Raw genomic sequence first — 13545 nt, forward strand, 5'->3', positions numbered from 1 at the left:
CCGCACCGGCGGCACGAGTGGGTCAGCGGCGTGATTTTGCCACTGCCGCTATGACCGCTCGCGTCGACGCGCGGCTGCCGATCGTGATCCGCGCACCGCCGTCGGGGTAGTGGCGCACCTGCGGCCCAGTGTCGGCGAAGACCTCGCACCAGGGCCGACCGGCCGCCGGGAGATACACGAAATTCGCGTGCGAGTCCAAGGTGGCCACACCCATCACCCGCAGGCGCCGGCGCAGGTAGCTGCGCTCCCCCGTGATGTGCCGAATGCGTTGCTGGAGCTGATTTTCCGCGTCATACGAGGCGGCGACCGCCACCGCGCTGCTGTCGCTCATGCCGAACGGCAACTGCATGGTCCATATCCGCTCGGCCAGCTCCGGTGCCGCGAACCCGTATCCGATGCGCAGCCCCGCCAGGCCATACGCCTTGGAGAAGGTCCGCACCACGACGACGTTCGGAAAACGGCGGATCAGCTCGGCGCCTTCGTTGCGATGCACGGGGGCGACGAACTCGATGTAGGCCTCGTCGAGCACGACGACGGTGTCGTGGGGCACCTGCGTGAGGAACCGCTCGACATCCGTGAGGGCCTCGAACGTACCCGTCGGGTTGTGCGGGCGGCACAGCACGACGACGCTCGCATCAGCGGCGGCCTCGGCCATCGCCGCGAAGTCGTGCCGGCCGAACGCGTCGAGCGGGACGGTGACCGGACTCAGCCTGGCCATCTCGGCGAAGATCGGGTAGCCGTCGAATGTGGGACGGCTCAGCACGATCCGTTCGCCGGGTCGCGTCAACGCATGCAGCACCTGCATCACGACGCCGGACGCCCCCAGGCCGAGCACGACCTGTTCCTCATCGACCCCGGCGCGGGCCGCCACCAGCCGTCGCAGCCTGCCGGGCAGAAACTCCGGATAGCGGTTGGCCGCGTCGATGGCTCGGATCAAGGCTGCCCGCACCCCCGGCAGCGGTGGGTAGGGGTTCTCATTGAGCGACAAGGCGAAGGGATCGACTGCCTGCGGCAACGACCCGAGAACCTCGTCGGTGGCCGAACTGGCGTGCGCGACCTCGGTCATCAGCCCCGTCCTCCCCAGCGGAATGCTGCCGCGCCGGCGAAATCACCGGCATGCGCGAAGGCCGCCATCATCACGACATCGCCGGTCTTGACCTGGCCCTCGCAGATCGCGCGGTCCAGGTTGATCGGGATACCGGCGCCGAACAGGTTGCCGCAGTCCTCATAGGTGTCGCGATGGCGTTCCTGCGGAACGTCGAGCGCCTCGCGCCAGTTGCGCAGGAACACCCGGTTCGGCTGATTGGTGACCAGCAGGTCAATGTCCTTGGAGGCCAAGCCGATCCGGTCGCAGACCGCGAGTGCCACTTCGGGCACCTGGCGGTTGCCCCGGGCCAGCACCTTGGCGATCTTGGTCTCGGTGAAGCCGATGGAGCCCTCCCCGGGCCCGGGCTGCCACCACTTGCGGGGTGGGTCGACGGCCAGCGTCATGTCGCCCGCGTATTCGCCGTAGGTGCGGCATTCGATATCGAGCACCGGTGATCGGTCTGCGAGCGTGACCAGGCCCACGGCGGCGCCGTCGCCGGGGATCGCGGCCTGCGCCTTGCGGCGTACTCCCGGTTGATCGAAGATCTGGCCCGCGGCGTTCTGCGCGATCGCGATCAGCGCGGTGCTTCCCTCACCCGAGGTCAGTAGTTTACGAGCGACGTTGAGCGCCAGCACAAATGCCGCACATCCGCCGTTGTGCAGGTCCAGCACCCAGGACGGGCGCATGCCCAAGCGGTGGGCGATGCTGCCGCCACCGCCGTAGAACGGCATGTCCGGCATCTGGGCGTGGGTGATCAACACGTCCACGTTTTCGACGGCCTCGCGGCCATGCCGTTCGATCAGCCCCTGCGCGGCCCGCTCGACCATGTCGGTCGCGGTTTCGTCGGGCCCGACATGGTGGCGGAACTTGGGCGCGCGGAACATCAGGTTGTCCCGCAGCTCGTCGGATCCGGCGGAGTCTGCGTAATACTCCGCGCCGATCGGCTCGCCGGGAAGGTAGGTCGACACGTCGACCAGACTGATTTGGCTCAGCATGACGTCACTTCATCCAATCCGGCTTGACGGGCAGGCCGTTGCGATGCCGGTATTCGGCGATCGTCTTGAGGTTGTTGAGCTCCAGCGCATGACCGGCGCCGAAGAGGTCCCAGAAGTCGCCGACCCACCCGGTGCGCTCCGCCGGTCCGGCCTCCGGGTACGGGTTCTGGTCGTAGAACGGATGACGGCAATTAGTCCACAGCACAACAGAACCCGGCTTGTTCAACATCACCTGCGCGTCGAGGACCCGCATCAGATAGATCATCCACAGGTGCTTGCCCTGGTCCCAGGCGCAGTGGTAATCGATGGTACGAGCCTCGGCGTTGGCGACCGTGCGGGTGTAGATCTCGGTGTCGAGAAGCAGCCGGTCGTAGGCCAGCCAGAGCCCGGGCTCGTCGGTGGGCGTGAAGCCGCGCAGCGTGTAGGTCCACTCCTCGAGGCTTCGGGTGTCGGCTAGATATTCGAACAATTCGTCCGGCGGGCAGTCCACGTAATCGTTGACCGTGCAGTAATTTCCGTAGACTTCGTCGTGCGGGTACACCGACCGCATCTTCGCCATGAACATCGGCGCGGTCTCTTCCAGTGGCGCGGTCTCGATACGCACCACTCCATCGATCGGCTTGGTGGTGCCGGTATGGCCGTGGATATCGTCAAGCGCTGGCAGCGACATGGTAGTGGTTCTCCTCCGAGGTTGTGATCTCTTGATTGACGGCTTCATGTGTTGACAGAATGCTCAAAAATGGTGCAAATGGCGGGATTTCGTCGGCATCACACTCGATACTGAGCACCGACGGACCCTCGACTTCCAGCGACGCGCGCAAAGCGGCGGCCAGGCCGCCGGCGTCGGTGACGTCGACGGATTCCAGCCCGGGAAACATCGCCGCCAGGCCGGCGCCGAGCCGGCTCGGCGCAAAGCGGTTGTAGCTGTATCGATCGTCGTAGTACAACTGCTCGCGGGTCACACACATGGCGTGGGCGTTGTTATTGAACAGCACGAACGTCACCGGGAGCCGGTACTGCACGGCGGTGTGAACTTCCATGCCGTGCATGAAGAACGCGCCGTCGCCGGCGATTACCACGACGCGCCGACGCGGTCCACGGTCCTTGGCGCGGGCGAACGCCATTCCGATGCCGGCGCCGAAGCTGTACCCCATGCCACCCATCCCGAGCGCGACCAGGAAACGGCCCCCGCGCCGCACCGGCAGCTGATGGATCGCTGCCGCGCCGGTATTGCCGGCGTCGACGACGACGTCGACGCCGGGAGGCAGTATCGCGTCGAGCGCCGTGATGGCGTCGCGATAGCGCACGCCCGGCCCGGTGAACGCCGGTGGCTTCAGCGGGGTTTGCGCGAGCGAGTCGGGCACCGTGATGCCGGTCGGGAGCGGATGCGCGGTCAGCGCACTGGTCAGCATGCGCAGCGACGCCCGAAGATCCTCGGTGTGCACGTGCGTGCAGGCGAGATACGGCGGCGCGGACCCGATCGAGATCGTCTGCACCGCGGCCAGCGCATCATCGAGGCCGCCGCGCGCGGTGACCGCTAGTCGCGTGCCCACCACCAGGCAGACCGCGCTGTCCGCCACCGCGTCCACCACACTCGGGTGACCCATGATGCCGGTGACCCCGAGCGACGACGACGAGCCGAAACCCGGTGTGCCGGCAGCATCCTTGGCGTCGGGCACACATGCCACCCGCGCGCGCAGGACCGCACGCAGCGACGCCAGCTCGGCGCGCGCATCGTCGCGGGCCACCTGCTCGCCCGCGATGATCGTCACCGGGCCCACGGCTCGTTGCAGCGCACGGGCTATCGGATGCGGATTGCCGACGAATCGCTTACGTTCGATACCGTCCGTACAGCCGTCGGTGGTCAGCTCGGACTGCTGAATGTCCTTGGGCAGCAACAATACCGCGGGGCCGCCGGCCTGGGCCGCCGCGATCGCATCGGCCAATGCCGAGACGATGTCGGCGGGGTTCAGCACCCGACGGCAGAACACCGACACTTCCGCGAACAGCGCCTCGGCGTTCAGTGAGCCATTGCGGCCGCTGGTGTCCTGAAAGCTGCCGCGGCCATCCATCGTGGTGGCTGGCTGGCCCACCAGGGCCAGCACCGGCACCCGGCTGGTGAACGACTCCCCCAGGCCGGGAACAAGATTCAGGGCGCCGCCACCCGATGTCGCCGCGACCACTCCCAGGCCGGCTCCACCGCGGCTGTACCCGTCGGCCATGGTGGCGGCGGAGAATTCGTGCTTGGCCAATACGGCGGTGATGTCCGACCGGAAATATGCGGCATCGTAAATGTCCTCGATGTTGGCACCGTCGACGCCGAATATGTGGTCGACTCCCACCGCTGCGAGGTGCCCGACGATATGGTCGACCACCCGGTGCTTCCCAGGCATGTACTCACCTAATTCTGTTTGCCAGCTCACCCCGCAAGAGGATGTGTCCCCCACCTCGGGCCGTAACAGAGCCGATCGGTCGCAATATCAGGTACACGGACGGCAACCGCGTTGGGTTCACCGAAGCCAAATCGCCGATCGGGTGAACCACACGCGGGGATGAATCGTGTTACCGGCTGGACCCGTGCACAGAAAGTCACCGCCTGAATTGAGCGATTTCCAGCCCGTTGTCGGCACCCTGCCCGTCCGCCCCGACGTTGCGATCATCGGGGCGGGTCCGTCGGGCCTGTCTGTGGCGCGCGAGCTCGAACACGGCCACCGGATCCCGACTCTTGTCATCGACCGGGCCGAGGTACCCGCGGTTGCGTGGCGGACTCGCTACGACGATTTCCGCCTGAACACGAGCGGCTTCTTGTCGCATCTCCCCGGACAACGGATTCCACTGGGCGCCGGCCGCTGGCCCACCAAGGAAGACATGGTCCGCTACTTCGACAGCTACGTGCGGCGACAGAACATCACGCTGCGGCTTGGCTGCGAGGTCAACCGCGTCGACCGTACCGGGGACGGGTGGCGCCTGGACACGTCGTCGGGCGAAGTCAGGGCACGGGCCATCGTTCTGGCGACCGGGAGGTATGCCACGCCCACGATCCCTGCCTGGCCGGGCGTGGATCACTTCACCGGGGAGCTGGTCCACTCCGGCGACTTCAGCAATGCCTGGCCCTTCCGGGGCCGCGACGTCCTGGTGGTCGGCGCGGGCAACTCGGCCGCCGACATCGCGGTGGCGCTGGCCGACAACGGCGCGCGCAAGGTCTGGCTGGCGGTCCGCACGCCGCCGCACCTGGTTCGGCGAGCGATGGGCGGGTTCCCGTCGGACATATTTCTGGAGATGTTCGCGCGGGTCCCGGCGCGCGCCGTCGATCCGGTCATCGCGCGCCTCAACAGGTTGCTCTGGGGTGACCTGTCGGGCTACGGCTTTGACCGGCCGCCACTGGGCTTGAAGGCGTCGGTGGAACAGCGCGGCCGCATCCCCACTCTGGCCGACGAGCTGGTCGACGCCGTGCGGGCCGGGCGCATCGAGGTGGTCGCCGCGGTGGAAGCCGTCGACTCCAACCACGTGATCCTCGCCGACGGCGCGTCCGTCACACCCGATGCGATCATCGCCGCTACCGGATTCAGCACGGACCTCGACGGCCTGGTAGGCCACCTGGGAGTGCTTGATCAGCAGGGCAATCCACGCGGTGGCTTCGCTTCGCAGGTCGCCGACGGGATGTTTGCGCTCGGGTACGGCATCCCGCCCAATGGCCCGCTGCGAGCAATCCGGCTGCACGCCAAGCCGTTAGCGCGCGAGGTCGCGGCCTACCTGGAGGCCGCCTCGGTCACCGGTCACGCAGCCGTGGTGGCCCACATCGGCGAGAAGGCATCCGGTTAAGCACCGACGCAACGAAAGTCTGGGGAGATCAATGGTTTTACTGCCAACCGAACGGATCTTCGTCCGCGGTGCGGACGGATACGAAGCGGCCCGCCGCAGCACAGTGTGGAACGGCCTTGTGCCGCAACGCTTTCCCGATACGATCATGCAAGCCGTCGACACCGCCGAGATTGTCGCGGCCATCGGCTATGCGCGGGACAACGGCCATCATGTCGGGGTGTGTTCAGGCGGGCGCAGTTGGACGGCCAGTCATCTGCGCGACGGTGGACTGCTGCTCGACGTCGGCCGCCTCGATCACTGCGAGGTGGACACGGATCGGATGATCGCGCACGTCGGTCCGGGCAAGTGTGCCAGCGATTTCGCGCTCGAGCTGGACGCACAAGGGCTCTTCTTCCCGGCCGGCCACTGCGAAGGGATTCGACTCGGCGGCTATCTACTGCAAGGCGGCTACGGCTGGAACAGCAACGCGGTCGGACCGGCATGTGAGAGCGTGCTCGGGCTGGACGTCGTCACCGCCGACGGTGAACGCGTCTACTGCGACGCCGACAACCACCCCGATCTGTACTGGGCAGCGCGTGGCTCGGGACCGGGGTTCTTCGGCGTGGTCACGTCGTTCACCGTGCGAATTTACCAGCGCCCCAGGGCGTTGGGCATGTGCCTGTACATGTACCCGATCGAGGTGGCCGACGAGGTGTTCAGCTGGGCGCGCGCAATCGGTCCCGAGATCGACGACCGGGTCGAGCTGCAATTGGTCACCACCCGTGGCGTACCGGCGGCGGGGATCGAGGATCCGGTCATCACCGTGGCCTCACCAGTGTTCGCCGATTCGGAGGAAGAAGCGGCGAAAGCCCTTGCCGCCCTGGGCAGCTGCCCGGTGGTCGATCGGGCGATCACCAGCCTGCCCTATGCCCCAACGACTTTGGCCAATTGGTATGCCGCCGTGATGGGCAACTACCCGCAGGGCTACCGCTATGTCGTCGACAACATGTTCACCTCGGCGTCCGCCGACGAACTGCTGCCGGGAATCCGCGAAATCGTCAAAACGATGCCCCCGCATCCATCGCAGTTCATTCTCACCGGCTGGAAGCCATCCGCACATCGCGCGGACTTGGTCTACGGCCTGGAGGACGAGATCTATCTGGCCCTGTACACGGCCTGGCGGGATCCGGCCGACGATGAACGGTACCGCGACTGGGCCGGGTCCAATATGGCTGCGATGTCACACCTTTCGACCGGCATCTCGCTCGCCGACGAGAACCTGTGCCGGCGACCGGCTCCGTTCACCACGGATGCGAACATGGCGCGTCTGGACAAAGTGCGGTCGAGCTACGACCCGGACCATCGATTCCACAGCTGGCTACGCGGCGAGTGAAAGCTGCTTACAGCGAACGCTGCAGCAGCACCTGACCCGTGTCCGCGGCGACCACCTGTACTGCGGCAATCTGGTCGACCGGCGTCGAGATGCTCCCAGCGGGTGTTGCGGTGTGGCCGGGCTCGGCCACCCACGTCGCGAGCCGGGTTTGGCTGCCGTCGCGGCCCACGACCACCATCGCCAGCGTGTCGTGGTGCGCGTTCAGCGGAGCCAAGCAGACACACTTGAGGTTGATCGACGTTCCCCAGTGCTGGCTGGACAGCGCCACGTCCGAGGTGAGCAGCGTGGTGCCCACCTGTGACATCGGTTGAGCGGTCGCGGTGACCTGCTGGGCGGGCGGCGAAAAATAGCCCTGCACACCGACGAACACGCCGACCGCGAGCACCACGGCCGCGGCCGACGATGCCACCCAGGTGACGATGCGGGTGCGGCGCCGGCGCCAGGCCACCTTCGCCAACAGCGTCGGCAACAACTCCGGTGACATCGCCGGGGCTTCCGGCAGCGACCCGGCGGTGCCGGCGGACCGGTCGATCGCCGCCACTTCTTCGCGGTCAAGCTGCGACAGCAGGGCCGGCACGCCACTGAGCTCAGCGACGGCCTCCCGGCATTGCGGGCATCCGGAAAGGTGCAGCTCGAACTCGCGGCGGTCGCTGGCCGACAACGACCCCAGTACGTATGCGGCATCCCACATCGCGTAGCGGTGGTTATCTCCCATGATCAGACCAAAAGCCTCGTTGTCGCCGGGCGGCCCAGCGCCTCGTAGCGTCCTCATTTCATCCATCTCCATTCACCCTTCAAGCATTCGGACCCGATAGGCACCCGGATGGGTGCTTGGCCGTCATCGGGTAACCCCAAGTTCCTGCAGAGTGAGCCGCAAGGCGCGCACGGCGTAGTGTAATCGCGACTTCACGGTTCCCTCGGCGATCCCGAGGTCGACGGCAGTTTGCGCGGTGGTCCACCCTCGGTAGTAGGCCCGCTCGACCACGGCCCGATGTTCGGCCGACAGCTGCGTCATCGCATCGGCGATCAACAACTTGTCCAGCGCCGAATTGACCTCGTCGGGCGTGGCCTGCTCGGGTGTGCCCGCCTCGTCAGTCGAGGCCACCACATTCCGGTACCGCGCGCTGCGCCGATCGTCGATGATCATGTTGCGGGCGACGGTGAACAGCCACGCGCGCGCCGAGCGCTCGGTGTCTCCGATGACCTCCGGGTGCTGCCATGCGCGCAGCAAGGTCTCCTGGACGACGTCCTCGGCATGACTGGCATCGCCGGTCAACCGCAGCGCGTAGCGCCACAGCACCGCGGCATGTTCGTCGTAGAGCGCCTTCATCAGAGCGGCTTCGCTAGCCGCGGCGTCGGCAACACGAGCCACTCGATCACCTCCCGTCTACTGAAACGAGTCGAGTAGGTGTTTAGTTCAAGCGTTAATTGACCGTCAGGATGCGCGGCCCGGATTCGGTGACCGCGACGGTGTGCTCCCAGTGTGCCGCGCGCGACCCGTCAGTGGTGGTGACCGTCCACTCGTCGTCGAGGACCACCGTTTTACCCCTGCCGAGTGTCAGCATCGGTTCGATGGCCAGCACCGACCCGGGGGCCAGCAGCGGGCCCCGGCCCGGGGAGCCCTCGTTCGGCAAAAACGGGTCCATGTGCATGTGCCGGCCGATGCCGTGTCCCCCGTAACCCTGCACGATTCCGAACGCGCGCCCGTAGCGGACCTCGGCCGCGCGCGTACCCGTCTCGATGGCGTGCGCGACGTCGGTCAGCCGATTACCCGGGATCATTGCCGCGATGCCGGCCTCCAGCGATTCCCTGGTCGCCGCGCACAGCGCGTCGTCCGCCGGATCCAGCGCGTCGACCCCGAACGTGATCGCCGCGTCACCGTGCCAGCCGTCCAGCACCGCGCCGCAGTCAATGGAGACCAGGTCGCCGGGCGCGAGAATCTCTGCGGCGGAAGGGATGCCGTGCACGACCCGCTCGTTCACGGAAGCGCAGATCGACGCCGGATAACCGTGGTAGCCCAGGAACGACGGCGTCGCGCCGGCCTCGCGGATCACCGACTCGGCGATGTGGTCGAGGCTCAGGGTAGAGGTGCCGGCGACCGCGGCGGCGTGAACCGCTTGCAGCGCACTGGCGACGACGGCGCCGGCCGCGGCCATGGCGTCGAGTTCTGCAGCGCTGCGCTGCGGCACGACTCGGCGACTCCGCAGCCGCGCCAGGGGGCGCATGGTTACTTGCCCAGTGCGTGCAGCGCGCGGGAGAACACCTCGTCCAGCGAGCCCACCGCGTCGACCGTCTTCAACTCGTCGCGGTAGTACTCCAGCAGGGGTGCGGTCTCCTCGCGGTAAACCTTCATCCGGTTGCGGATGACGTCGTCGGTGTCGTCGGCACGACCGCGTCCCTTGAGCCGTGCGAACAACTCGTCTTCGGACACCCGAAACTCCAGCACCGCGTCAAGCCGCAGCCCGCGGCGCTCCAGCATGGCGTCCAGCGCCTTGGCCTGCTCGACCGAGCGCGGATATCCGTCCAGGATGAAGCCCTCGGCCACGTCAGCGTCGTTCAAGCGGTCGTCGACGAGCTGATTGGTCAGCTCCGCGGGAACCAGGTCGCCGGCATCCAGGTAGCGCTTGGCCTCCAGGCCCAATTCTGTGCCCTCGCCGATGTTGCTCCGGAATAGGTCGCCGGTGGAGATCTGCGGGATGTCCAGCTTTTCTTCGAGCTTTTCGGCCTGCGTGCCCTTGCCCGCTCCGGGCGGTCCCAGCAATACGACTCTCACTTGAGGAACCCTTCGTAGTTGCGCTGCATCAGCTGGCTCTCGATCTGTTTGACGGTATCCAAACCGACGCCAATCATGATCAGAACCGCAGTACCGCCAAATGGCAAGTTCTGGACCGCTCCACCGTTGCCGATCTGCAGGAACAGGTTGGGCAACACGGAAATCGCACCCAGGTAGATCGAGCCCGGCAACGTGATTCTGCTGAGCACGTAACGCAGATAGTCGGCGGTCGGTTTTCCGGGCCGAATGCCGGGAATAAAGCCGCCGAATTTCTTCATTTCGTCGGCACGCTCGTCGGGATTGAACGTGATCGACACGTAGAAGTACGTGAAGAAGATGATCAGCCCGAAGTAGATGCCGATGTAGACGGGATCGCTCGGGTCCGACAAATAGCTCCCGACGAACTTGTCCCACCAGCTGTTGCCCACGCCGCCGCTGCCGCTGCGCACCAGCTGGGTGATCAGGTGCGGAATGTAGATCAGCGACGAGGCGAAAATGACGGGGATAACACCGGCCTGGTTGACCTTTAGCGGCAGATACGTGGAGGTTCCGCCGTACATGCGGCGACCCACCATGCGCTTGGCGTATTGCACGGGGATACGCCGCTGGCCCTGCTCGACGAAGACCACGCCGACGATGATGGCTAGCGCGGCCAGGCAGACCGCCGCGAAGACGATGCCACCGCGGCTGTCCAGGATGGATTTTCCTTCGGACGGAATGCGCGCAGCGATGCCCACGAAGATCAGCAGGGACATCCCGTTGCCGATGCCGCGTTCGGTGATCAACTCACCCATCCACATGACCAGCGCCGCACCGGAGGTCATCACCAGGACGATGACGACAAGGGTGAAGATGCTCTGGTCGGCGATGATCTCCAGCGAGCAGCCCTGTAGCAACCCGCCGTTGGCCGCCAGCGCCACGATGCTGGTGGCCTGCAGGACCGCCAGGGCAATGGCCAGATAACGCGTGTACTGCGTCATCTTGGCCTGGCCTGACTGGCCCTCCTTGCGCAACTCCTCGAAGCGTGGAATGACCACGGTGAGCAACTGCACGATGATGCTGGCGGTGATGTAGGGCATCACCCCGACGGCGAACACCGTGAGCTTGAGCAGAGCGCCACCGGAGAACAGGTTGATCAGCGAGTAGATCTGGCCGGCCTCGCCGCCGCTGGCCTCTTTGATGCACTGCTGAACATTCGGGAAGTTCACGCCCGGGGACGGCAAAGCGGCACCGAGCCGGTACAGCACGATGATGCCGAGCGTGAAAAGGATCTTCCGTCTCAGATCAGCTGTCCGCAGCGATGAGATGAAAGCCGAAAGCACTCTTCCTCCTGCGCAACCGTGGGTCATCCTGCGTCACGCGCCCAACTCCCGCAGGCCAGGACGAACGGCGTCGCGCGTCAAATCGTGTACGAGACTAACAGCTGGCCCGGGTAAGTCCTTATAAGGGCCGTCATCCAGGCCCTTTGAATCGGCGGAGAAAACACACAGCGAGTCCATAGCCACACGGCGTAGAGTTCTGATCGCTCGTTGCATTTGCTAAGTATCGAAAAACTGGGCGCCCACGGGTTGCTGCCGCTCAACGACGACGACGCATCCCTTCGGCGAGGTCATCTATGTTTCGGCCGAACTCATCGAGGAGCACTATGACACGCACTGACCAGGACAGTTGGGATCTGGCCTCCAGCGTCGGCGCCACCGCCACCATGGTCGCCGCCGCCCGCGCGGTCGCCAGCAACGACGCCAATCCGATCATCAACGACCCCTTCGCCGCGCCCTTGGTACGGGCGGTCGGGCTGGAGTTCTTCCGCCGCGTGGTCGACGGCGAAATCGCCGCATCCGAAACGCCCGACGGTGGCGAACGCGACTTGCAGCTCGAGACCGATTCGATCGCGGTACGCACCCGCTTCTTCGACGACTTCTTCCTCAACGCGGCCCGCGACGGTGTGCGCCAATCGGTGATTCTGGCCGCCGGCCTCGACGCGCGCGCCTACCGGCTGTCCTGGCCCAACGGCAGCGTGGTGTACGAAGTCGATCAGCCACAAGTCATCGAGTTCAAGACCTCCACGATGTCGAGCCTGGGCGCTGCCCCGGCCGCCGAACGGCGCACCGTCAGCATCGATCTGCGGGAGGACTGGCCGGCGGCGTTGCGCAGCAGCGGATTTGACGTCACCCAACCCACCGCGTGGAGTGCCGAAGGCCTGCTGATGTACCTGCCGCCCGAGGCGCAGGACCGGCTCTTCGACAACATCACCGAGCTGTCCGCCACCGGGAGCCAATTGGCCACCGAATACCACCCCGAGTCCGACACCACGATGTCGGAACGCGCGAAGCAGTTCAACGACCGATGGTCGAACATCGGCTGCGACATCGACCTGTCCGGGCTGTTCTTCGACGGCGATCGCAGCAATGTCGTCGACTACCTGACCGGTCGCGGCTGGCAGGTGCACACCCGGCCGCGCCGCGAACTGTTCGGCGAATACGGCCGCGTCTTCCCCGACGACGATTCGCTGGCCCAGCTGCGCAACATCGTCGCCGTGTCCGCAAAGCTTGGATAGGAATGCTGCCATGACCGAGGGAAACATCGATACCAAGCGATGTGACGGCGACAGCTGGGATTTGGCGTCCAGCGTCGGCGCCACCGCTACCGCTGTCGCGGCCCGCCGGGCGATGGCGTCCAAGGGCCCGAACCCGTTGATCGACGACCCGTTCGCCGAGCCGTTGGTCAACGCTGTCGGCGTCGATGCGTTCATCCGGATGATGAACGGCGAGGTCGAGGTGTCCGACGACGATCCTGCCTTCACGCCGCAACGGCTCAGCGAAGGCATGGCCGTGCGCACCCGATTCTTCGACACATTCTTCCTCGAGGCCGTCGAAGCCGGTGTGCGCCAGGGTGTCATCCTGGCGTCGGGTCTGGACACCCGCGCCTACCGGCTACCCTGGCCGGCCGGAACCGTGCTCTACGAGATCGACCAGCCGCAGGTGATCGAGTTCAAGACCCGCACGCTGGCCGACCTCGGCGCGGCCCCGACCGTTGATCGGCGGCCGGTCGCGATTGATCTGCGCGACGACTGGGTTGGTGCGTTGCGCGGCAATGGATTCGACTCGACGCAGCCGACGGCCTGGATCGCCGAAGGGCTGCTCGGCTACCTGCCTCCGGACGCCCAGGACCGGCTGTTCGACAACATCACCGCGCTATCGGCTCCCGGCAGCCGCATCGGCACCGGCTATGTCCCCGACATGCGCGACCGCGTCGAAAAGCGGGGTCGCGAGATGAGCGAACGCTGGCGCCGGATGGGACTGAATCTCAACTGGTCCGATCTCGTCTACACCGGCGAGCGCAACGACGTAGCGGCCTACCTCGGAGACCGAGGTTGGCAAACCACGGTGCGCGGCACACCAGAGATGTACGCGCACAATGGTTTTGAGTTCCCTACCGAACCATCCATGGTCGCCTTCGGCGACATCAAATACCTAACCGCGACGTTAGCGTAGGA

General features: G+C 66.0%; 13 protein-coding genes. 4 read left to right on the forward strand and 9 right to left on the reverse strand.

Going from position 1 to position 13545, the window contains the following annotated elements; genetic code table 11:
- Positions 1-22 precede the first annotated feature (22 nt).
- Genes MNAB215_RS03890 through MNAB215_RS03905 form a run of 4 tightly spaced genes read right to left on the reverse strand, consistent with a single transcriptional unit; the run spans position 23 to position 4475 of the window.
- Positions 23-1066, reverse strand: a complete 1044-nt coding sequence (locus MNAB215_RS03890) for a pyridoxal phosphate-dependent aminotransferase (protein ID WP_077077533.1) — start codon at positions 1064-1066, stop codon at positions 23-25.
- On the reverse strand, positions 1066-2082 hold the full coding sequence (locus MNAB215_RS03895; protein WP_077077534.1) for a 3-oxoacyl-ACP synthase III family protein: 1017 nt from the start codon (positions 2080-2082) through the stop codon (positions 1066-1068). The genes MNAB215_RS03890 and MNAB215_RS03895 overlap by 1 nt, the downstream gene beginning before the upstream one ends.
- Positions 2083-2086: 4 nt before the next feature.
- Positions 2087-2752 (reverse strand): SRPBCC family protein, encoded by a 666-nt coding sequence (locus MNAB215_RS03900; RefSeq protein ID WP_077077535.1) that lies wholly within the window; start codon positions 2750-2752, stop codon positions 2087-2089.
- Positions 2733-4475: a thiamine pyrophosphate-binding protein gene (locus MNAB215_RS03905; RefSeq protein ID WP_077077536.1), complete on the reverse strand. Its 1743-nt coding sequence runs from the start codon at positions 4473-4475 to the stop codon at positions 2733-2735. Before MNAB215_RS03905 ends, MNAB215_RS03900 begins: the two co-directional genes overlap by 20 nt.
- 208 nt (positions 4476-4683) lie before the next feature.
- Here MNAB215_RS03905 and MNAB215_RS03910 point away from each other — a divergent pair, with 208 nt between their 5' ends.
- Positions 4684-5904 carry a flavin-containing monooxygenase gene (locus MNAB215_RS03910; RefSeq protein WP_245830124.1) on the forward strand — a complete coding sequence of 407 codons (1221 nt, stop codon included), beginning with the start codon at positions 4684-4686 and terminating at the stop codon, positions 5902-5904.
- A 31-nt stretch (positions 5905-5935) separates the two neighbouring features.
- Positions 5936-7276 (forward strand): FAD-binding oxidoreductase, encoded by a 1341-nt coding sequence (locus tag MNAB215_RS03915; protein ID WP_077077537.1) that lies wholly within the window; start codon positions 5936-5938, stop codon positions 7274-7276.
- A 7-nt stretch (positions 7277-7283) separates the two neighbouring features.
- On the opposite strand, the gene MNAB215_RS03920 is transcribed toward MNAB215_RS03915, so the two are convergent.
- The 5 genes from MNAB215_RS03920 to secY are packed head-to-tail and all read right to left on the reverse strand — an operon-like array spanning position 7284 to position 11371.
- Positions 7284-8057 (reverse strand): anti-sigma factor family protein, encoded by a 774-nt coding sequence (locus tag MNAB215_RS03920; protein ID WP_077078400.1) that lies wholly within the window; start codon positions 8055-8057, stop codon positions 7284-7286.
- Between the two features lie 57 nt (positions 8058-8114).
- Positions 8115-8648 (reverse strand): sigma-70 family RNA polymerase sigma factor, encoded by a 534-nt coding sequence (locus tag MNAB215_RS03925; RefSeq protein ID WP_077077538.1) that lies wholly within the window; start codon positions 8646-8648, stop codon positions 8115-8117.
- Positions 8649-8700: 52 nt separating this feature from the next.
- Entirely contained in the window at positions 8701-9501 is an 801-nt protein-coding gene (map, locus tag MNAB215_RS03930; protein ID WP_077077539.1) for a type I methionyl aminopeptidase, read from the reverse strand.
- A 2-nt stretch (positions 9502-9503) separates the two neighbouring features.
- On the reverse strand, positions 9504-10049 hold the full coding sequence (locus MNAB215_RS03935; protein ID WP_077077540.1) for an adenylate kinase: 546 nt from the start codon (positions 10047-10049) through the stop codon (positions 9504-9506).
- Positions 10046-11371: a preprotein translocase subunit SecY gene (secY, locus tag MNAB215_RS03940; protein WP_077077541.1), complete on the reverse strand. Its 1326-nt coding sequence runs from the start codon at positions 11369-11371 to the stop codon at positions 10046-10048. The genes MNAB215_RS03935 and secY overlap by 4 nt, the downstream gene beginning before the upstream one ends.
- Positions 11372-11694: 323 nt before the next feature.
- Here secY and MNAB215_RS03945 point away from each other — a divergent pair, with 323 nt between their 5' ends.
- Together MNAB215_RS03945 and MNAB215_RS03950 are read left to right on the forward strand one after the other, a co-directional pair.
- Entirely contained in the window at positions 11695-12606 is a 912-nt protein-coding gene (locus MNAB215_RS03945; protein ID WP_077077542.1) for a class I SAM-dependent methyltransferase, read from the forward strand.
- A gap of 10 nt (positions 12607-12616) precedes the next feature.
- Entirely contained in the window at positions 12617-13543 is a 927-nt protein-coding gene (locus tag MNAB215_RS03950) for a class I SAM-dependent methyltransferase (protein WP_077077543.1), read from the forward strand.
- Positions 13544-13545: the final 2 nt, after the last annotated feature.

This window comes from Mycobacterium numidiamassiliense (assembly GCF_900157365.1).
GTDB classification, from domain to species: domain Bacteria; phylum Actinomycetota; class Actinomycetes; order Mycobacteriales; family Mycobacteriaceae; genus Mycobacterium; species Mycobacterium numidiamassiliense.